Origin of the sequence: Kineosporia sp. NBRC 101731 (assembly GCF_030269305.1) — a bacterium.
GTDB lineage: Bacteria > Actinomycetota > Actinomycetes > Actinomycetales > Kineosporiaceae > Kineosporia.
On sequence record NZ_BSTC01000014.1, the window covers coordinates 1 to 19,450 of the forward strand.

The following is a 19,450-nucleotide window of genomic DNA, read 5'->3' on the forward strand; positions in this document are numbered from 1 at the left end:
GCTTGATTCTCTCGGCGGCAGCCACGGAACCCAGAAGAAACGTCTCCGAACCGTTCGAACAGGAACAATTTTCAACAGCCTGAAGCAGCTCAAGAGCAGACATGGCCGCCAGATCGACATCCGGCCACGCCGACAGCAGAACACCCACTCCCATGACCGCGCCCCCGCACTCGTGGTTCGAACAGGTGTCCCTAGTCTACGCCACTTTTGCGTAGGCAGGACCCACCACAACCCGAGTGAAGCATGGGAAACCGGTAATCCGTGAAGCCTAATAATGCTTTCTCGTAAACCTTTTTGGTCAATGCTGAGTGAGTGGTTAGATCTTCTCGGGTCTGATCCTGAGAGACCGCCAGCAGCGCGCCTCCACCTACGGAGCATCCGCCAAAACCGAACCCCCCCCGACAACGACAATGAAACCCTTTACCGGAAGGGCGGTCAGGAGAAGCACAGGACGGTCTTGCCGATGGCACTCGCCTCGGCCTGGGCATGGGCGCGGACCGCTTCGGCCTGGGGGAAGACGTGCTCAACCCGGATCTGCAGTCGGGCGCTGTCGACCAGCGCCGCCAACTCGGCGAGCCCGTGTCCGTCCGGTTCGACCAAGGGTTCCGGTGCCACCCGTACCGACGCGGCCCGAGCACGTTCAGCGAATCCCGGGGACCGGCCGGGGCGACCCCGACGATGAGACCACCGGGGCACAGCACCTCCAGGGACCGTAAAGCTTTTTCCGGATGGACCGTTCCGACAAGATCGAGGACGACGTCGATGTCTTTCGCGGCCCGTTCGAAGGCCGTCGTGCGGTGGTCGTTGAGTTCATCGGCCCGGAGTCCGCGCCGCCAGTCGTGCTTGGCTGTGCCGGTCGTTCCGATGACATACGCACCGAGGTGTTTCGCGATCTGGAGGGCCCGGTGACCGACCCTCCCCCGGCCGCGTGAATGAGAATACGCTGTCCAGGAAGGACTTCGACGATGTCGGGCAGGACCTGCCAGGCGGTCGGCCCGGCCGGCGGCAGACCGGTGGCCCGGCCGTGGTCGATCATGGCCGGTTTCCGGGCGAACTGGCGCGAGAGCGCGGTGACGTACCCGGCGTAGGCGCCGGCCGGACGGGGCAGCCACAGGAGGCCGAACACCCTCGTCACCCGGGGTGAAGAGGAACTGCGCGGGACCGGAATCGTCCGGCCGCCTCACGGAGGAACGCCCGATCCACCAGTTACGCCCGGCCCATCGGTAACGCCCAGCCCATCGGTAACGCCCGGCCCACCGTTTACGCCCTGTCTCCGGTCACGCCCGATCCACCACTTACGCCCGGCCCCTCTCCACGTCCTCGGACGAACGGAACACATTGCCCTCGCTCTCCGGGCTCGGCTTACGGGCCAGGGCCAGGAGGTTGAACAGCGGGCCGACCAGCACGTCGTACACCCACGGTACGGCCGTGAAACCGACACGCATGAGCGGGTTCAGCGGGCCCACGGCGCCACCGCGGCGCTGCTTGTCCACCGTGCGCAGCACCTTGCGGGCGACGGCCTCGGGGCTGAGCACCGGCGGGGGCGGGGAGCCGGCCCGGCCGACGTAGGTGGCGGCCATCCGGTAGATACGGGTGTCGATGCCGCCGGGCGAGACCAGCGCCACGTGCACGCCGGGGGTCCGCCGGGCCTCCTGCTGCAGGGTGCGGGCCAGGCCGTGCACCGCCCACTTCGAGGTGGCGTACGCACCCATCCGTGGCGCCGTGATCTGCCCTAGCACCGAGCCGATGATCACCAGACTGCCGTGCCCGGCGGGCTCGAACACCCGCAGACTCTCGCGGGCGACGTTCGCCGTGCCCCGCACCCCCACGTCCACCACGCGGTCCCACACCTGCTCCGGGACCTGTGACAGTCGTCCGTAAGCAACGACCGCAGCCGTGTGCACCACCACGTCGAGGCCCCCGAACTCCCGCACCGCCGCGTCGATCGCATCGCGCACCGCGGCCGCGTCGCTGACATCGGTGATGCGGGTGACGGCCTGACCGCCGGCCTGCTCGCAGGCCTTCGCCAGCTCCTCGAGCTTGCCGGCCGAGCGGGCGGTGAGCACGAGCCGGGCGCCGCGCCCGGCATAGGCCAGCGCGACCGCGCCACCGATACCGCCGCTGGCCCCGGTGATCAGGACGACGGGAGCTGTCTGGGGGGAGTTCACCAGGTCAGGGTGACAAGGAACGCCGAGGACGGCGATTCGACCCAACCCCCTCGAGTTGCAGACGCGCCGGGTGGCTGTCTGACTGATCTTCATGTCAGCCGAAACGTCACCCGAAATGTCAGCCGAGGCAGGTCAAGTAGTCGTCATTACCGGAGCCAGCGCAGGAATCGGCCGGGCCACCGCGGTGGCCTTCGCCGAGCGCGGGGCCAAGGTGGCGTTGCTGGCCCGGGGACAGGCCGGGCTGGACGGGGCCGCCGCCGAGGTGCGTGCGGCCGGCGGGCAGGCCCTGACGATCAGCGTCGACGTGGCCGACGCCGAAGCCGTGCAGCGCGCCGCCGACCGGGCGCAGGCCGAGCTCGGGCCCATCGACATCTGGGTGAACTCGGCGTTCTCGTCGGTGTTCGCGCCGTTCAGCGAGATCAGCGCCGACGAGTTCCGGCGCATCACCGAGGTCTCCTATCTGGGCTTCGTCTACGGCACCCAGGCAGCCCTGCGGCTCATGCGCCCGCGCGACCGGGGCACGGTCATCCAGATCGGCTCGGCCCTGGCCTACCGCGGAATCCCCCTGCAGAGCGCCTATTGCGGCGCCAAGCACGCCATCCAGGGCTTCCACGAGTCGTTGCGCATCGAGCTCATGCACGAGGGCAGCGGTATCAACACCACGATGGTGCAGATGCCCGCCGTGAACACCCCGCAGTTCTCCTGGGTGCTGTCGCGACTGCCGAAGCAGGCCCAGCCGGTGGCCCCGATCTACCAGCCGGAGGTCGCCGCGCGCGCCGTGCTGTACGCCGCCGACCACCCCCAGCGCCGTGAGTACTGGGTCGGAACCGGCTCCGCGAAAACCATTCTCGGCAACGCCGTGATCCCCGCCGTGCTCGACCGTTACCTGGCCCGCACCGGGTTCTCGTCGCAGCAGACCAGCGACCCGCGTCCGCCCGACCAGCCCTCGAACCTGTGGGAGCCCGCCGACGGCGAGGGCGGCAAAGACTTCGGTTCGCACGGCATCTTCGACGACCAGGCCCGGACCTTCAGCAAGCAGCAGTGGGTGGCCCACCGGGTCGGCCCGGTCACCTCGAAGCTCGGCCCGGCCGTCAGCGGGCTTGGAGCCAGCCTGATCGGCTACGGCGACAGCCTGTCCAAGAAGGCCGGCGCCCTGGTCAGCAAGGCCCGCTCGTGAGAACCCAGGCTCTGCTGGGCGCCGGGTTCGGCGCAGCGCTGATGTGCACGCCGCAGACCGTGCTGCGTGGCGTCGGCGCCGACCCGGCCCTGCCCGGCCTGGTGCTCACCGCCCGGGTGCTCGGCGCCCGCCACCTGGTGCAGGCGGCCGCCCTCGGGCTGGCTCCCGCCCGGGTGGCGCCCTGGGCCGCGCGGGTCGACGGCCTGCACGCCGCCAGCATGCTCGCCCTGGCCGGCCTGCCCGGCCTGGCCCCCGGCTACCGGCGGGCCGCGCTCGCCAGCGCCGGGGTCGCCACCGCCCTGGGCACCGGGACGCTCAACGGACAGGTCCGCAACATTCTTGACTGACCGTTCAATCATGAATATCGTGGAGGCATGGCCGGAGTACCGAAGTTCGATCGCGCACAGGCCCTGCACCAGGCCGCCGGTGAGTTCGCCGACCGGGGCTATCAGGGCACGTCCGTCACCCACCTCGTGGCGGCGACCGGTCTGCTGCGCGGAAGCCTGTACGGCGCCTTCGACAGCAAGTCCGAGCTCTTCCGGGCCAGTTTCGAAGAGGCACTGAACAACGCCTCCGACACCGGCCTGCTCATCGACCTGCTCGTGGTGGCCCTGCGCGAACGGGCCGCGGACGATCCCCGGGTGGCCGCGCTCGCGAACCGGGCGATCGATCACCTGAAGGCGTCGGGGCGGCCGGTGGCCGCCCAGGTCTACGGGCGCCTGGTCGAACGGGCCGGCATCTCTCCCGAAACTGCCTGAAGGAGCCTGACATGGCACTGATCAGCATCGAGAATGATTGTCTCGTGGTCACTCTACGCGGCATCCGGAAGCTGGCGACGTTCCGCGGCCGCCTCACCTACTCCCTGGCCGACGTCCGCGGGGCCACCCTGGACCCGGACATGTCCACCGGCTGGAGCGGTCTGCGCAAGACCCACGAGTGGCCGGGGCGCCGGGTGGTCGGCACCAACTTCTACGGCCGCTACCTCGGGGGCACGTTCCGTCAGGGCGGCGAGCGCGTGTTCTGGGACGTCGCCAAGGCGGAGAAGGCCGTCGTCATCTCCCTGTCCGGTCAGTACTTCCGCCGGCTGATCGTCGAGGTCGACGACCCGGAACAGGCCGTGCGACTGATCGAGGGGGCACTCAACAGCCGCCCCCAAGGCTGAGATTCACGCCCCCAGGGTCAGCGACACCGTCACGTACGAGTGGGCCGGCAGGTCGACGAGCAGGCCGCGGGGGTGCGGGGTGAGCGCTTCGTGAGGACGCGGTCGCACGGCTTCCGGGGTCTCGGGACTGTTGTGCGACTGCAGGGTGGGGGCGGTCAGGATGCGGGCGCGGTGTTCCCGCATCTCGCGGCCGCGCAGGTCGAGCACGACCGAACGGGCCTGCCCGGCATCCAGATTCGACAGGCTCACCAGAGCGGTGTCGCCGGTGGTGGACGCGGACGCGGACAGCAGGGGCACCGTCAGGCCGTCGCTGTCGCGGGTCTGGTCGTCGAGGACGTGGGCGGTCAGGGCGGCGGCGTCGTGGTGGCCGGTGTTCATCTCGAACACGTGGTAGGTCGGGGTGAGGACGAGGGCGCCGGTGTCCGGGTCGGTGAGGATCATCGCCTGGAGCACGTTGACCGTCTGCGCGATGTTCGCCATCACCAGCCGGTCGGCGTGGCGGTGGAACGCGTCGAAGTGCAGGCTCGCGACCAGGGCATCGCGTAACGTGTTCTGCTGGTAAAGGAAGCCGGGGTTCGTGCCCTCCTCGACGTTCCACCACGTGCCCCATTCGTCGAGGACGAGCCCGATGCGGCGGTGCGGGTCCCGGCGGTCCATCACCGTGCTGTGCCGGGTGAGCAGTTCCTCGACCCGGTGGGCCTGGGCGATGGTGCGGTAGTACTCGTCCTCGGTGAAGCTCGTGGCCTCGCCCTTGTCCTGCCAGTCGCCGCTCATCGTGTAGTAGTGGAACGACACGGCCTGGAACACCGGGGTGCTGGTCTTCTCCACCGGGCCGAGGGCTTTCATCAGCGACTCGGTCCAGGCGTAGTCGTCCGCGTTGGCGCCGGCCGCGATCCGGTAGACCGTGTTGTCGCCGTGATCGCGCACATAGGTCGCGTACTGCCGGGCCAGGTCGGCGAAGGCGTCCCCGCGCAGGTTGCCACCGCAGCCCCAGCCCTCGTTGCCCAGGCCCCAGAACGGCACCGTCCAGGGCTCGTCGCGGCCGTTCCGGCGGCGCAGGCCGGCCATCGGGGAGTCGTCGCCGCGGGTCAGATACTCGATCCACTCCGACATCTCGCGCACCGTGCCGGACCCCACGTTGCCGCTGACGTACGGCTGGGCGCCGAGCAGTTCGCACAGGGCCATGAACTCGTGGGTGCCGAAGGAGTTGTCCTCGATCACGTCGCCCCAGTGCGAGTTCACCATCCGGGGACGGGTCTCCCGGGGCCCGATGCCGTCGCGCCAGTGGTAGTCGTCGGCGAAACACCCGCCGGGCCAGCGCAGGTTGGGAATGTGCAGCGCCTTCAGGGCCTCCACCACGTCGCTGCGGATGCCGCCGGTGTTGGGCAGGGGCGAGTCCTCCCCCACCCACAGTCCGCCGTAGATGCACCGGCCCAGGTGCTCGGCGAAGTGGCCGTACAGGTGGCGGCTGATCGTCGGCCCGGGTAGATCCAGATTGATGACGACGCGCGCGGGTCCCGTACTCATGGGCCTCAACGATCAACGGGCCGCCGGGCAATGTCAAGGAATGCCCGGTTCGTCCGTGCGGGTTCAGCTCAGGTTCTCCACCCACACGTCGTGACTCACCTTGACGATCAGGGCCAGGACCACGACCAGGAAAACGACCCGGATGAACTTGGTGCCGCTGGAGATGGCCATCCGGGCGCCCAGGTAGCTACCGCTCAGGTTCGCCACACCGAGCATCAGGCCCAGGCCCCAGACCACGGCACCGCTGGGCGCGAAGAACAACAGCGCACCGATGTTGGTGGCGAAGTTGACGATCTTGGCCTTGGCGCTGGCCTGCAGGAAGTCGTAGCCGATCAGGCTGACCATGGCCATCACCAGGAAGGTGCCGGTGCCCGGGCCGAGCACCCCGTCGTAGACGCCGATGGCCAGCCCGACCGCGACCGCAGCGCGGTAGTGGGCGTGCCCCGCATACCGCAGCGCGGTGGCCTGTCCCAGGGCCGGGCGGGCCAGGGTCAGTGCGGCCACCACGACCAGTGCCACCACGATGACGGGCTTGAAGACGGCCACGGGCAGCGACGAGGCGATGGACGCCCCGGCGAAGCTGCCGACCAGGGCGACCGCGGCCATCGGCAGGGCGGTCCGCAGATCGGGGCGGGCGCGCCGGTAGTAGGTCAGCGCGCTGGTGGCGGTACCGAAGACCGACCCCAGCTTGTTCGTCGCCAGGACCTGCACCGGGGTCAGACCGGGCACCAGCAGCAGCGCCGGCAGCTGGAGCAGGCCGCCGCCCCCGACGACGGCATCGATCCAGCCCGCGGCGAACGCGGCAAGCAACAGGAGGGCCAGGGCGGGCAGCCCGAGCTCGGGAGGGAAGAACACCGGTCAGATCCGGCCGTCGGCCAGCAGCGAGCCCAGCGTGGTGAGCACGCCGTTCTCGGTGTTGGAGGGCGCCACGGCCGCGGCCCGGGCCAGCACCTCGGGGTGGGCGTTGGCCATCGCGAACGACCAGCGGGCGGCGTCGAGCATCTCCAGGTCGTTGAGGTAGTCCCCGAACACCACGGTCTGCTCGCGGGTCACCCCGAGCCGGTCCTGCAGGCGCCGGACCGCGTCACCCTTGTTGACGCCGGCGGCCATCACGTCGACCCAGTGCTCGTTCGACACCACGACCTGCTGGCTCTGGCGGAACCGCTCCAGCTGGGGCCCGGCCCCGGTCTCGGCGTCGCCGAAGTCGAAGACCGCGATCTTCAGCATCTGATCGTCCACGGCGAGAAGGTCGTCGACGATCTCCAGCGCGGCGTAGTACTTGCGCACCTCACCCACGAACGGCTCGTCGGTGCGCTCGACGTACGCCGAGCGCTTCCCGCACAGCACCACGCCCAGGTCCAGCTTCACGTCCAGCTCACCGGCCACCAGGTCCCGCAGGAGCGAGACCGCGTCCTGCACGACCGCCGCGTCCAGGGTGGTCGAGGCGAGCTCGACGCCCTCCTGCACCACGTACGTGCCGTTCTCGGCCACGAACGGCATGTCCGCCGGGGCCCGCTCGAAGAGGTGCGCCAGCGTCGCGTACTGGCGGCCGCTGGCGGGGACGAAGACGATGCCCCGCTCGTGCATCTGCTCCAGCAGTGGCCAGAAACCCGCCGGGATGCTCCCGGTGCCGTCCAGCAGCGTCCCGTCCATGTCCGCGACCACCAGCCGCAGGTCGAGGGCTTCCATCCCGGACCGGATGTCGGCCTCCAGGATCGGGGACGAGGGGACGGATCCGGCGGTGCTCGACACTTCACTCCTTGGTACTGCTGGCCTGGGACTGGCATGGGGTACGACGGCAAAAGGCTGGACGACCCAAACTAGTTGCCCGGTGAACGTGTCCGGAGCCCTCCTCGCGGTGGTCCCGGACGTGAGTCCCGTCACCGCGCCGGCTGCGCCATCATGGCCGTTTCGTTCCTCCCGCCCAGAACACCGCCTGACCGGAGACCACGTGAGTGGACAGTGAGTGGACAGTGAGTAGACATGAGTAGAAGTGCCCGCCGTGCCCGCACCACCCCCGAAAGATCAGACGATGCCGGGCGCTGCACGGTCACGATCTGCCGGGGCTGCTGTTGTGGCTCCCCCGCCAAGATTCCTCATCTGGACCATGAGGCGCAGTTCACCAGCCTGCACCGGGCGCTGCAGGGCGTCGCGCGCATCCGGCGCACGTCCTGCCTGGATGCCTGTGACGAGGCCAACGTCATGGTCATCCAGCCGTCCGCCGAGGGTCGCCGGGCCGGTGGTCGCCCGGTCTGGCTCGGCCACGTCAACGATCCGGACGCGGCCGCCGACATCACCGCCTGGGTCGACAACGGGGGCCCCGGCCTGGCCGACCCTCCCGGCGTCATCGACCTGTACCTCTTCCAGCCCTCACGCCGCGTCCGGCACGAACTCGAGGGCTGAGACAGTCCTGTCGGCACCGGGGTGAAGAATCTGCCCATGAGTGACACCGCCGCGCCGTTCGTCACCTTCACCGATGACGGTCACCCCGCCCGCTTCCACCACCCGGCGCTGCCCGAGCACCCGTTCGTGCTGCAGGAGGGCCGCGATCGCTGGCACACCGCCGAGCACCGCTGGGGCAGCGGGTTCGCGATCACCAGCGCGGGGTCCGGGCGGTGGCGGGGCAGCGGTGCGGTCACGAGCAGCCTGCGGGTGGACGTCGACCGGGTGGCGACGACGGAGAGCCTCACCGAGACGTATCGGTGGACGAACACGGGTGCGGTTTCCCTCGACGTCACCACCCTGGGCATCGTGGTGCCCCTGCGTGATGTGTACGAGTCCGCCACCGCCGCGCTCACCTCGGCCTGCCACGCGCACGTCTGGACGGGTGGGGAGTGGGCCTGGGTGCTGGCCCAGCCGATGTCGGGAGAGGGCCCGGTGCTGGGCCTGGTCGTGCGCACCGGTGCGCTGTGCGCCTACTCGGTGGAATCGCGCAACCACCTGACGTTCTCGAACATCCGTGGGCACCTGGTGCTGCACCCCACCGACCACGGCCGCCATCCCGGCGCCTTCGGCGGGCAGCCCGTCATCCCCCTGGCGGCCGGGCAGAGCCACGAACTGTCGTGGGACGTACGCTTCTACGACGACGTGCCCGCCTTCCTGGCCGCGACCGACGCCCCGATCACCCTGGACCGTCTGGCGGCCGAGCAGGGGACGACGATCCTCCTCGACGGGGAACCGCTGGCTGGGCGCGGGGTCACCGAGGTGAACACCGGGACGGCCCGCACCACCGTGCTGTTCCACCGGCCGCGCCGGGAGATCGTCGAGCAGCGCGTCGCGTTCGTGCTGGAGCACCAGCGCGCCCGGGAGCGACCCGCCCCCGACTGCCACGCGCTCGTCCCGTTCGACAACGACACCGGGCTGACCCAGACCACCTCGGCCTGGGCCGACTGGTCCGACGGCGCCGAGCGCCTGGCCATGCCTTCCCTGCTCCAGCAGGCCCGGCTGCGCGGCTGGGGAGACGCAGACACCCTGGACGCGGCCCTGCACGGCTGGGCCGCCTACGCCCGGGCCCGGCTCATCACCGCCGACCACGACGTGCTCTGGGGCAGCGACACCCCGCAGGAGAAGATCCGGCTCTACAACTTCCCCTGGATGGCAAGGTTTTTCGCTGACCAGTACGTGCTCTACCGGCAGCCCGAAGACCTGGAGCTGGCCGCCACCCTGATCGAGCGCGTCTATCACCTCGGCGCCGACCAGCACCTGCTCATCGGGCACCCCGAGGCCGTGCTGCAGGTCGCGGACCTGCTGGACCGGCTGCCCGACCGCACCCGCGCGCAGGCCCTGCGCGAGAAACTGCGCCGGCACGCCCTGAACTTCGCCGGTCTGGGCACCGACCTGCCCGCGCACGAGGTCAACTACGAGCAGTCGATGGTCGCTCCCCTGGTCAGCCTGCTGGCCCTGGCCGCCCCCGAGAGCCCCGCCCTGCCCACGGCCCTGCGCTGGCTGCGCGCCTTCGGTGGCCCCCAGCCCCACGTGCGCCTGCACGACATCGGCATCCGGCACTGGGACGGCTACTGGTTCGGCCGGAACCGCCAGTGGGGCGACACCTTCCCGCACTACTGGAGCGTGCTGAGCGCCGTCGCGCTGCTGCAGAACCCGCACCGCACACCCGCCGACGAACAGGCCGCCGACGGCATCTTCCGCGCCAACACCATCGACTTCGCCGACGACGGCTCGGCCAGCTGCGGTTTCGTCATGCCCAGTTGCGTCGACGGCCGCCCTGCCCACACCGCCGACCCGCTGGCCAACGATCAGGACTGGGCGCTGGTGCTGTGGCTGCGCTCCGTTCCCTGATCCGTCAGCGTCCGCCCCAGAACCGCAGCGTCTTCACCAGCAGGAGCACCACGCCTCCGATCGCCAGGAAGAGCAGCGGATTCACGAACCAGGGCACCAGGTTCTGCGTGGTGCCGTCCGCGTAGAGGCACTGCGTCACGATCGGGAAGCTGTGTTCCCGCAGCGGAGGGTCGGCCAGGGCCTTGCCAGGACACTGCGCGCTGACGCCCTTGAACCAGTTGCCGCTGGACGTGAACAGCAGCATGACCCACAGCACGTAGGTGCATCCGGCCGCGAAGAGCGTCACGAAGAAGAGGAACACACCGCGCAAGATCCCTATCTCCCAGTCACCGGAACGGACATCGGAACGATGTCTCACCTCCGGAACAGTAGGCATCCGCAAACTCACGCACATCGTCCTCAAGTACCGCTGAACGGCCCCTAGGTACCGGACTCCGGCAACCGATGCACCCGCAGTTGCAGCATCAGCGCGAACCTCTGCTCGGCGTCGGTCAGGTCGATCCCGCCCAGTTCGGTGACCCGCCGCAGGCGGTAGCGAAAGGTGTTCGGGTGCACGGGCACCGACGCCGCGGCGGCGATCACGTCGCCGAAGGCGTCCAGCCAGGCCCGCAGCGTGACGACCAGGAAGCTGCCGTGGGTCTGGTCGTACTCGGCGAGCCGCAGCAGCGCACCGGACGGACGGTCACCGCGCGCGGCCACCTGGTCGCGTAGCTCCAGCAGCAGCGACTCGGCCTGCACCTCGTCCAGGCCGGCCACCCGGCGCCCGCGCGGGTTCTCCCGCAGCACCCGCAGGACACGGTCGGTGGCGGTGCGCGCACGCACCAGGCCCGCCAGGTCGGGCGCGACCGGGCCGACGGCCGCGACCGGACCCAGCCGCTCTCCCACCCGGTCGAGGAAGTCGCGGGCCAGGCGGGCGGCGCGCTCGTCGGCACCCGGCACCTGATCGGGCCGCATCGGCACCAGCCCGTAGGTCACCCCGCCGATCGTGGCCGCCACCGCGCGGGGGTGCACCGCGCTCAGGTGCATGGCGAAAGCATCGCCCAGGCGCTCCTGTTCGTCGTCCCCTACCACCGCGAGCACCAACAGCGGTGACCCGGCCAGCCCGAGCCGGCCCAGTGCGTCCGTTGCCCCGGCTCCCCCGGTCAGCGCCGTACTGAGCAGGTCGGTACGCATCCGGCGCTGCCCGTCCGCCCCGGCCCGCACCCGCAACATGTGCAACGCAACAAGTTTCGCGGCCTCACCGAACGCCTGGATCCGGGCCTCACCGAGCGGGCCGGTCACCGTGGCCCAGATCGAGCCGAGCACCTCGTCACCGGCCCGCACCACGATCGCCAGCCGCGGCAGTTGCACGACCCCGGCGAACGTCACCGGGTCGACCAGCACCGGATCGTGCGAGCGGTGCAGGTCGCGGAAGACACCCCGGCGGGCCAGGAGCTCCCGCACCGGTTCGGGCACCTGCCGGCCCAGCACCGTCTCCACCCGGGAGGCGTCCGCCTCGTTCTGCCGGCCGGAGAAGGCCAGCACCCGCGAGCTGCGATCCTCGATGGTGACCGGGGCGTCCATCAGCGCCGCGATCGCGTTGGCCACCGCGAACAGGTCACCGGCCGGCAGACCGCCCAGCGACTGCGGCCCGTCCGCCCCGACGTCGCCCTCGGCCAGCAGCGACCGCAGCAACGCGGCCAGGTGGGCCCAGGGCACCCCGCGGCTGAGCCCCAGCAGGCAGATCCCGGCCCGGTCGGCCGCCTCCCGCACCGCCGGGCCGGCCGGGACCGGAGCGCGCACCACCAGGGCCAGCGCGCGCTCGCGGCCCAGCCGCCCGAGCAGGGCCACCACGTCGTCCTCCGTCTCCAGACCGACACCGAGCACCAGGGCGTGCGGCGGCAGCACCGGCTCGTCGAGCCGGTCGTGGATCACGACGCCGCCGATCTCCTGTGGTCGCTCCGCCACCGGGTGCACCAGATCGAGCAGCGTGGTGCCCAGGTCGTCCAGGACACGGGCGAGGCTGGCACGGGCACGGTCGGACACCTCGCAGACTCTAGAACGAGATCCACTCGGTGCTGGTGGTGACCTCCGCCAGCCGGTCGGGCAGGGGCGTCACGCCGATCCCGGGACCGTCCGGTACCGGCAGGTGCCCGTCCTGCAGCACGAACGGCTCGGTGATGTCGGCCTCGTAGTAGCGGCCGGACGACGACGTGTCGCCGGGCAGGGTGAATCCGGGCAGGGCGGCCAGGGCCACGTTCGCGGCCCGGCCGATCCCGGTCTCCAGCATCCCTCCGCACCAGACCGGCACGCCCGCGGCGGCGCACACGTCGTGGATCCGGCGGGCCTCCAGATAGCCGCCCACCCGGCCGGGCTTGATGTTGACGATCTGGCAGGCACCCAGCCGGATGGCCGCGGCCGCCGACTGCGCCGAGACGATCGATTCGTCCAGGCAGATCGGCGTGCTGATCCGGTGCTGCAGGTCGGCGTGCCCGAGGATGTCCTCCTCCGGCAGCGGCTGCTCGATCAGCAGCAGCCCGAACTCGTCCAGCCGGGCCAGTTCCCGCGCGTCGGACAGGGTGTAGGCGGCGTTCGCGTCGACCTGGAGCAGCAGGTCGTCGCCGAAGCGTTCCCGCACCGCACGCACCGGGGCGACGTCCCAGCCCGGCTCGATCTTCAGCTTGATCCGCACGTACCCCTCGTCCACGTAGCCCTGCACCGCTTCGAGCAGGGCCGGGATGCTGTCCATGATCCCGACCGAGACCCCGCACGGCACCCGGTCGCGCACCGCACCCAGCTCACGGGCGAAAGACCGCCCCTGCGCGCGCAGCTCCGCATCCAGCACGGCCGTCTCCAGGGCCGCCACCGCCATCCGGTGCCCGATGAACCGGGAGAGCACCGGGGCCACCTGGTGAGCCCCGGTGAGTTCGGTGTGCTGCAGCGCCGGGATCAGGAACCGGCGCAGCACATCGGCGGAGCCCTCGAGGTACTCGCTGGAGTACACCGGCTCGCTGAGCGTCACGCACTCGCCCCAGCCCTCCCCGACGTCGGTGACGGCCCGCAGCAGCAGGATGTCCCGGCTGGTCTGCGTCCCGAACGAGGTGCGGAACGGTGCCACCAGGGGCATCTCGATCCGGCGGAGCTCTACCCCGGTGAGTTTCATACGTCGCTGCCTTCCCGCTCGAACTGCTCGTGCTGCCCGTGCTGCCCGTGCTGCCCGTGCTGCTCAGGCCGGGTCATCACATACCCGCCGTCGCGGTCGAACCCGGTGACCCGGGCCCCTTCGGCCAGCAGGCCGGTCATGGTTTCGCTGACCTGCGAGCGCCATTCGCGGGCCAGACCCGGGTCGGTGGCTCTCAGCAGGTGGACGTCGGTGGGCACCGCTATCAGTAACCGGTCACCATCGCGGGTGCCTGGCACAGGACGGCCCGTCGCATCGCGGCCCAGGGCGACCACGGCCCCGGCGGCCTTCTCAGCGGCCTCCGGTTCCCTCAGGTTCCAGCGCACGAGCAGCCGGTCGGAGGCGTCGGTGCCGTTGATGTCATCGCCCATCGGCCCGTAGAAGTCGGGCAGGTACTCCACCGCTCGGGCGCCCAGCTTGGCCAGGTTGAAGTAGGCGTTGCGGCCGATCAGCGGGTCGAAGGTCCAGGTGACCTCGGTGACGCCCCGCGCCAGGGCCCAGTCGCGCTGGTGCATCTTCAGCGCCTGCCCGACGCCGCGCCCGGCCGCGTCCGCCCGGACCCCGGCGATGTGGCTGTGCAGGGCGGCCTCGGCGGGCGCGTGGAAGAACCCGATGCAGGCACCGACCAGCGCCGTTCCATCGAACGCCCCGGCCACGTAGTTGCCGGCCTTGCTCAGGGCGCTCATCAGGTCGATGGTGGCGGGCGGGCGGGCGCCGCCCCAGATCGAGACGAACAGGTCGGCGACCTGCTGCATCTCGGGGAGGCCGGCGATCTCGCGCACAGTGCTCATGGCCGAGAAGACTAGAAAGCGCGCCCTGCGTCCGGTTCGTGCGTCCGGACGAATCTGGCGGCGGGATTCGTCCGGGACGACAGAAGTGTCGCGACGGGTGCGGGTTGCCGCCGTGGAACCACCGGCCCTCCGGCGGGCGCCCTCCGCCTGGAGCTCGACCTCTCCGGCTCCCCCTGGCTACAGGTCCATTCCGGCGACCAGGCCTGGCGCTGCGCCCTGACCACCCGGCACACCGAGATCCTTCTGCTGCTGCACGCGGATGACCTGCCCGCCACCGGCCCGGAACTGACCGCCCTGCCTTTCTTCCAGCGGTCCATCAGCCCGGGGGGTGCGGGCGCTGGGCCTGGGCGGATGACGACGTCGGCCCGGACCGTACGGCAGCGGGGCCGGTGATCCCGGAAGCGTCCCGTAGGTCACACTTTCGCACTATTCACAGTGTTCGCACAGATTGGGTGTGCGCGCCTGGCTAGGTTGACCTTCGTCATCCGCGACAGGAGGTCGCGGGATCGACGACACGGAGGTCTGTGTGCGAAGGGTTCTCACGAGCCTGGTGGTTGCTTCAGTGGTATCGGGGGCGGTGCTGGGACTTCCCGGCACCGCGCAAGCAGCCGCCGGGCCGGATCGCCGGCCCACGGGGTCGGACCATCTCACCAGCCCGATGCAGGAGAAGGCCACGGCCCTACGGGAGGAGGCGGTCAAGCAGGTCCTGGACGGGAAGGCGACCGTTCAGGAGCGCAACGGCAGCAAGGTGGTGAAACTGGCTGCCGCGGGCGACGACCGGTACGTCGAGCTGTCCCGGCAGCGCACCGACCGGGTCTTCGTGATTCTCGCGGAGTTCGGCAACCAGCGGCACGCGAGCTATCCGGACAAGAACACCGACAAGGCCACGCCGGGCCCGAAGAAGTTCGCCGGTCCGCTGCACAACCAGGTGGTCAAGCCGGGTAAGACCGACAACACCACGATCTGGCGGTCGAACTTCAGCCAGAAGTACTTCCAGGATCTGTACTTCGGCGTCGGCAAGGGCGTCGAGTCACTGAAGACGTACTACCAGACCCAGTCCTCGGGCCGTTACAGCATCGAGGGCAAGGTCACCGACTGGGTGAAGCTGCCCTACAACGAGGCCCGGTACGGCCGCTCGGACGGGTATCCGTGCGCCGCCAGCGTCTGCGGTAACACGTGGGCGATGGTCACGGACGCGGTCAAGGTGTGGGTCGCGGCCGAGAAGGCCAAGGGCCGTACCGATGCCCAGATCACGGCCGAACTGGCCACGTTCGACCAGTGGGACCGGTACGACCACGACGGCGACGGCGATTTCAACGAGCCGGACGGGTACATCGACCACTTCCAGATCCTGCACGCCGGCAGCGACCAGGCCTCCGGCGACGCCACGCAGGGTGAGGACGCGGTCTGGAGCCACCGCTGGTATGTCTCGGCGGCGGACGCCGGGGTCAAGGGCCCGGCCGGGAACCCGCTGGGAGGAACCCAGATCGGCAGCACCGGGATCTGGGTCGGCGACTACACCACCCAGGCCGAGAACAGTGGTCTGAGTACGATCGCGCACGAGTACGGTCACGACCTGGACCTGCCGGACGACTACGACGTCTCCGGCGGCGAGGGCGACCCGGTGGAATTCTGGTCGCTGATGGCCCAGAGCCGGCTCAACGCCAAGGGAGAGGGCCTCGGTACGCGGCCCGGCGACCTCGGCGCCTGGAACAAGCTGATGCTGGGCTGGCTGGACTACACCGTGGTCAAGGCGGCCAAGGGCACGAACAAGACCGTGGCGCTGGGGCCTTCGGAGTACAACACGAAGCTGGCCCAGGCGGCTCTGGTGGTACTGCCCCAGAAACAGGTCAAGCAGTACCTGGTCGATCCGGTCTCGGGGAAGTACTCCTGGTGGGGCGGTACGGGGAACAACCTCGACAACACCCTGACCCGCACCCTCACCCTGCCCACCGGCAGCCCGCGCCTGTCGTTCTCGGCGGCCTGGGACATCGAGGACTGCGGGACCGCGGCCTGCGACTATGCCTTCGTCGAGGTCGACGACGGCAGCGGGTTCACGGCCGTTCCGGGCACGATCACCAGCCCGGACGAGGGCAACGGCATCGACGGCTTCAGCGACTGGCGCACCGCCGGTTTCGACCTCTCGGCCTACGCCGGGCAGAAGGTGAAGCTGCGGTTGCGTTACACCACCGACGCCTCCGGCAACGGGGCGACCGGCTCCAAGCCGGCCGGCCTGTTCCTCGACCGGATCTCGCTGAAGGCCGGTAGCACCACGGTGTTCAGCGACGGTGCGGAGACGCTGGACAAGGCCTGGACCGCGAAGGGTTTCAAGCGCTCCACCGGCACCGAGAAGGTCGGGTACGAGCAGTACTACATCGCGGCCAACCGCACGTACGCCAGCTTCGACAAGTACCTCAAGACCGGCCCGTACAACTTCGGCTGGTCGACGAAGCCCAACTACGTGGAGCACTTCGCCTACCGGCCGGGCCTGCTCGTCACCTACTGGGACACCTCGCAGACCGACAACGACGTCAGTGTGCACCCCGGTCGCGGCCGCAACCTCACGGTCGACGCCCACCCCGCGACGCTCTACCGGGTGGACAAGAAGCCGTGGCGCTCGCGCGTCCAGCTCTACGACGCGGCCTTCGGACTCAAGAACACCGGCGCCCTGACCCTGCACCTGGACGGCAGGGTGTCGAAGATCAAGAGCCTGAAGGGGAACCCGCTGTTCGACGACACGAAGAACTACTACGACCCGGTGAAGCGTGACCACGGCGTGAAGGTCGCCGGATCCGGGGTGAAGATCAAGGTGCTGAAGCAGTCGGGTGTCTCGATGAACATTCGCGTCACCCGCTGAACGACGACGTGCCCGGGCTCCCTTGTCACCAGGGAGGTCCGGGCACGTCTCAGACTGATTCAGATGGGCTCAGACTGGTTCAGTCCTCCTCGCCGCCGCCCTCGTCCTCACTGTCGCCCTCGAAGACCTCTTCCATGACCTCGTTGGCGACGTAACCGGCGGCCAGGCCCCCGGCCACACCCATCGCGACGCCGCCCAGGCCGCCGCCCATCCCGGAACCGCGGTGCTGGTCGTGGTGGCCGTACTGACCGTGGCCACCCCCGAACCCGGCGCCCTGCCCGTAGCCCGGGGACCCGTAGCCCCCGCCGAAACCGCCGTGGCCGGACATGCTCTGGCGGCCTTCGATCGCCTGGCGGATCCAGCCGTCGACCGTCTGCACCCAGTCCGTGGACCCGGCGTCGGCGTGCGAGACCGTGTAACGGCCGTAGCTGTCCTGGCCGCTGCGGAACATGCCGCCGCGCTTGTCCAGCTCCAGCACCACCTGCACGGCGTGCGGACCGGTGACGAAGGTCAGCTCGACCTCGTTGATCGCGTGCGCGTACTGCTGGGCCGGGAAGAACTCGATCTCCTGGTAGAACGGCAGCGTCTGCTGCGCGCCCATGATCTGCCCGTACTCCAGGTCGGCCGACTTGAACACGAAACCGAGCTTCAGGAAGGCATCCAGGATGCGCTCCTGAATGGGCAGCGCGTGCACCTGGACCGGGTCGAGGTCACCCTTGTCGACGGCGCGGGCGATGGCGACCTCGGTGCGCACACCCATCACCATGCCGTGCAGCGACTGCCCGTAGACCGCCGTGATCGGGGTCTCCCAGGGCAGGACGATCTGGAAGGGCAGAGACAGGTTCTGGCCCTCGGCCAGGCGCATCGGGCCACTGACCGCCACCCGGTGGAACTCCCCGACCGCGTCACCGTCGCCGTGACCCGACTCGATCTCCATCCGCGTGATCAGGCCGAGGTTGATGTGCTCGATCTGCACGTCGGCGCTGCCGCCGACAAGGTTGACCTGCCCGGTCAGGGCGCCGCCGGGCTGGGCGCCCGGCTGGGACAGCACGGTGTCGACCTTCGGACCGCCGACCCCGAGAGCTCCCAACATTTTCTTGAAGACCACGTCATTGCTCCTGCGGTGAGAGGAGACGGTAGTAAATCATGATCGCCCTGGCTGCCAAGTGACACGATCTGCCATTCGCGCTCGCTCAATACTGGACCCACAGGGCATTTTCGCCCTCCTAAACGCCGTCCAGGACGGCACGGTGGGCCTCGGACAAGGTGACGTCGAGGGCCCCCAGCGACTCCTCCAGCTGGGCGAGGGTGCGGGCACCGACCACCGGGATCATCGCGACCCGGCGGGCGGGCAGGGCGTCCAGCGCCGACACGTCGCTGCCCGCCGGCCGCTGCATCCGGCTGGTGGGCCCGGCCAGGTGCCACGCCAGGGCGATCTGACCCGCGGTGGCCCCCAGCTCGTGCGCGATCTCGTGCACCCGGCGCAGCCGCTCGAGACTTCCCGGGTGGTCGTAGGGCGGCCGCACCGACATCCACGGACGCACCAGCTGCCCCCGCTGATTGGGTGAGTAGGTCAGGACGGTCAGGTCGGGCTGATCGGCCGCGTAGTCGATCGCCTCGGTGTCCACCAGGGTCGTGGTCGGCAGCCCGGGCCGCGGCCAGTAGATCGAGTGCTCCTGCTGCCAGGCGCCGAAGGGTGCACCGCCGGTGCTACGACTGTGCTCGCGGGCGATCGCCAGCCGCCAGGTGGCCGTGTTCGACAACCCCGGGATCGCGACCAGGCCCTCGTCGACGAGAGCGGAGAAGGTGTCCGCGATCTCGGTCGCACCGAGCCGGCGGTCGTCGACATGACCGTAGTAGACGCCCACCCGCTCCAGACCCAGACGCTCCAGGCTGCCGGCCAGCTCCCGGCGCACCACCGCGGCGTCCAGCCCCTCGAAGTTGGTCGGCCCCTCCCCCGCGAGCGGACGGCCCGCCTCCCGCTTGCCCGCACCGCACTTGGTGGCGACGACCACCTCACCGGCCACCCCGCGGTCGGCCAGCCAGCTCCCGAGTAACCGCTCGCTGTCGCCCGCACGCGTCCCGAGACTCTCCTCGGTCCACGCGCCGTAATTGGCCGCGGTGTCGAAGAACCGGCCCCCGGCCTCGAAATAGCGGTCCAGCAGGGCGTACGAGTCGTCCTTGTCGACATCGACGCCGAGATTCATGATGCCGAAGCAGAGAGCGCTGACCTCAAGGGCCCGATCGCCGCTGCGCAGTGTCCTGGTTCTCATGACGGTGTTCACCCGCCTGACGCTAGGCCGGTATTGGTC

The 19,450-nt window shown here is 70.0% G+C and carries 21 protein-coding genes; 9 read left to right on the forward strand and 12 right to left on the reverse strand.

All coding sequences use genetic code 11. The annotated features are described in order from the left end of the window. Positions 1-435 precede the first annotated feature (435 nt). The gene (locus QSK05_RS29050; protein WP_285600555.1) at positions 436-696 is read right to left on the reverse strand and encodes a zinc-binding dehydrogenase; all 261 of its coding nucleotides are present in this window, start codon (positions 694-696) and stop codon (positions 436-438) included. Positions 697-728: 32 nt separating this feature from the next. Here QSK05_RS29050 and QSK05_RS29055 point away from each other — a divergent pair, with 32 nt between their 5' ends. Together QSK05_RS29055 and QSK05_RS29060 are read left to right on the forward strand one after the other, a co-directional pair. Beyond that, entirely contained in the window at positions 729-932 is a 204-nt protein-coding gene (locus QSK05_RS29055; protein WP_285600556.1) for a hypothetical protein, read from the forward strand. Positions 933-965: 33 nt separating this feature from the next. Next, positions 966-1,088 carry a hypothetical protein gene (locus QSK05_RS29060; RefSeq protein ID WP_285600557.1) on the forward strand — a complete coding sequence of 41 codons (123 nt, stop codon included), beginning with the start codon at positions 966-968 and terminating at the stop codon, positions 1,086-1,088. 207 nt (positions 1,089-1,295) lie between these two features. Here the strand turns inward: QSK05_RS29060 and QSK05_RS29065 are convergent, their stop codons facing one another. After that, the gene (locus QSK05_RS29065; RefSeq protein WP_285600558.1) at positions 1,296-2,168 is read right to left on the reverse strand and encodes an SDR family NAD(P)-dependent oxidoreductase; all 873 of its coding nucleotides are present in this window, start codon (positions 2,166-2,168) and stop codon (positions 1,296-1,298) included. A 115-nt stretch (positions 2,169-2,283) separates the two neighbouring features. Between QSK05_RS29065 and QSK05_RS29070 the strand changes: the two genes are divergently transcribed. From QSK05_RS29070 to QSK05_RS29085, 4 genes are read left to right on the forward strand one after another with little or no spacing between them, the layout of a single operon-like run. Next, positions 2,284-3,345 (forward strand): SDR family oxidoreductase, encoded by a 1,062-nt coding sequence (locus tag QSK05_RS29070; RefSeq protein WP_285600559.1) that lies wholly within the window; start codon positions 2,284-2,286, stop codon positions 3,343-3,345. Next, entirely contained in the window at positions 3,342-3,692 is a 351-nt protein-coding gene (locus QSK05_RS29075; protein WP_285600560.1) for a hypothetical protein, read from the forward strand. The genes QSK05_RS29070 and QSK05_RS29075 overlap by 4 nt, the downstream gene beginning before the upstream one ends. Before the next feature lie 27 nt (positions 3,693-3,719). Continuing rightward, a complete protein-coding gene (locus QSK05_RS29080; protein ID WP_285600561.1) occupies positions 3,720-4,103 on the forward strand; it encodes a TetR family transcriptional regulator in 384 nt (127 codons plus the stop codon). Between the two features lie 11 nt (positions 4,104-4,114). Further along, a complete protein-coding gene (locus QSK05_RS29085) occupies positions 4,115-4,507 on the forward strand; it encodes a hypothetical protein (RefSeq protein WP_285600562.1) in 393 nt (130 codons plus the stop codon). A 3-nt stretch (positions 4,508-4,510) separates the two neighbouring features. Here the strand turns inward: QSK05_RS29085 and QSK05_RS29090 are convergent, their stop codons facing one another. From QSK05_RS29090 to QSK05_RS29100, 3 genes are all read right to left on the reverse strand, one after another. Further along, positions 4,511-6,034: an alpha-N-arabinofuranosidase gene (locus QSK05_RS29090; RefSeq protein WP_285600563.1), complete on the reverse strand. Its 1,524-nt coding sequence runs from the start codon at positions 6,032-6,034 to the stop codon at positions 4,511-4,513. Positions 6,035-6,097: 63 nt separating this feature from the next. Then, entirely contained in the window at positions 6,098-6,889 is a 792-nt protein-coding gene (locus tag QSK05_RS29095) for a sulfite exporter TauE/SafE family protein (RefSeq protein WP_285600564.1), read from the reverse strand. 3 nt (positions 6,890-6,892) lie between these two features. After that, on the reverse strand, positions 6,893-7,786 hold the full coding sequence (locus QSK05_RS29100) for a Cof-type HAD-IIB family hydrolase (protein WP_285600565.1): 894 nt from the start codon (positions 7,784-7,786) through the stop codon (positions 6,893-6,895). A gap of 231 nt (positions 7,787-8,017) precedes the next feature. Between QSK05_RS29100 and QSK05_RS29105 the strand changes: the two genes are divergently transcribed. Beyond that, on the forward strand, positions 8,018-8,437 hold the full coding sequence (locus tag QSK05_RS29105; RefSeq protein WP_285600566.1) for a (2Fe-2S) ferredoxin domain-containing protein: 420 nt from the start codon (positions 8,018-8,020) through the stop codon (positions 8,435-8,437). Positions 8,438-8,473: 36 nt separating this feature from the next. Further along, on the forward strand, positions 8,474-10,330 hold the full coding sequence (locus QSK05_RS29110) for a hypothetical protein (RefSeq protein ID WP_285600567.1): 1,857 nt from the start codon (positions 8,474-8,476) through the stop codon (positions 10,328-10,330). 4 nt (positions 10,331-10,334) lie between these two features. Here the strand turns inward: QSK05_RS29110 and QSK05_RS29115 are convergent, their stop codons facing one another. The 5 genes from QSK05_RS29115 to QSK05_RS29135 all read right to left on the reverse strand — a co-directional run bounded on the left by QSK05_RS29115 (position 10,335) and on the right by QSK05_RS29135 (position 14,698). Next, a complete protein-coding gene (locus QSK05_RS29115) occupies positions 10,335-10,688 on the reverse strand; it encodes a hypothetical protein (RefSeq protein WP_285600568.1) in 354 nt (117 codons plus the stop codon). 62 nt (positions 10,689-10,750) lie between these two features. Next, complete coding sequence (locus QSK05_RS29120; protein WP_285600569.1) at positions 10,751-12,355, reverse strand: PucR family transcriptional regulator; 1,605 nt, start codon at positions 12,353-12,355, stop codon at positions 10,751-10,753. A 10-nt stretch (positions 12,356-12,365) separates the two neighbouring features. Beyond that, on the reverse strand, positions 12,366-13,472 hold the full coding sequence (gene menC, locus QSK05_RS29125) for an o-succinylbenzoate synthase (protein WP_285600570.1): 1,107 nt from the start codon (positions 13,470-13,472) through the stop codon (positions 12,366-12,368). Then, positions 13,469-14,281, reverse strand: coding sequence for a GNAT family N-acetyltransferase (locus QSK05_RS29130; protein WP_285600571.1), 813 nt, complete (start codon positions 14,279-14,281; stop codon positions 13,469-13,471). Before QSK05_RS29130 ends, menC begins: the two co-directional genes overlap by 4 nt. A gap of 177 nt (positions 14,282-14,458) precedes the next feature. Beyond that, the gene (locus tag QSK05_RS29135) at positions 14,459-14,698 is read right to left on the reverse strand and encodes a hypothetical protein (RefSeq protein ID WP_285600572.1); all 240 of its coding nucleotides are present in this window, start codon (positions 14,696-14,698) and stop codon (positions 14,459-14,461) included. A gap of 109 nt (positions 14,699-14,807) precedes the next feature. Between QSK05_RS29135 and QSK05_RS29140 the strand changes: the two genes are divergently transcribed. Beyond that, positions 14,808-17,138: an immune inhibitor A domain-containing protein gene (locus QSK05_RS29140; protein ID WP_285600573.1), complete on the forward strand. Its 2,331-nt coding sequence runs from the start codon at positions 14,808-14,810 to the stop codon at positions 17,136-17,138. Positions 17,139-17,217: 79 nt separating this feature from the next. On the opposite strand, the gene QSK05_RS29145 is transcribed toward QSK05_RS29140, so the two are convergent. Both QSK05_RS29145 and QSK05_RS29150 read right to left on the reverse strand, forming a co-directional pair. Continuing rightward, the gene (locus QSK05_RS29145) at positions 17,218-18,246 is read right to left on the reverse strand and encodes a sporulation protein (protein ID WP_285600574.1); all 1,029 of its coding nucleotides are present in this window, start codon (positions 18,244-18,246) and stop codon (positions 17,218-17,220) included. A 118-nt stretch (positions 18,247-18,364) separates the two neighbouring features. Beyond that, the gene (locus QSK05_RS29150; protein ID WP_285600575.1) at positions 18,365-19,411 is read right to left on the reverse strand and encodes an aldo/keto reductase; all 1,047 of its coding nucleotides are present in this window, start codon (positions 19,409-19,411) and stop codon (positions 18,365-18,367) included. Between the last annotated feature and the right edge of the window lie 39 nt (positions 19,412-19,450).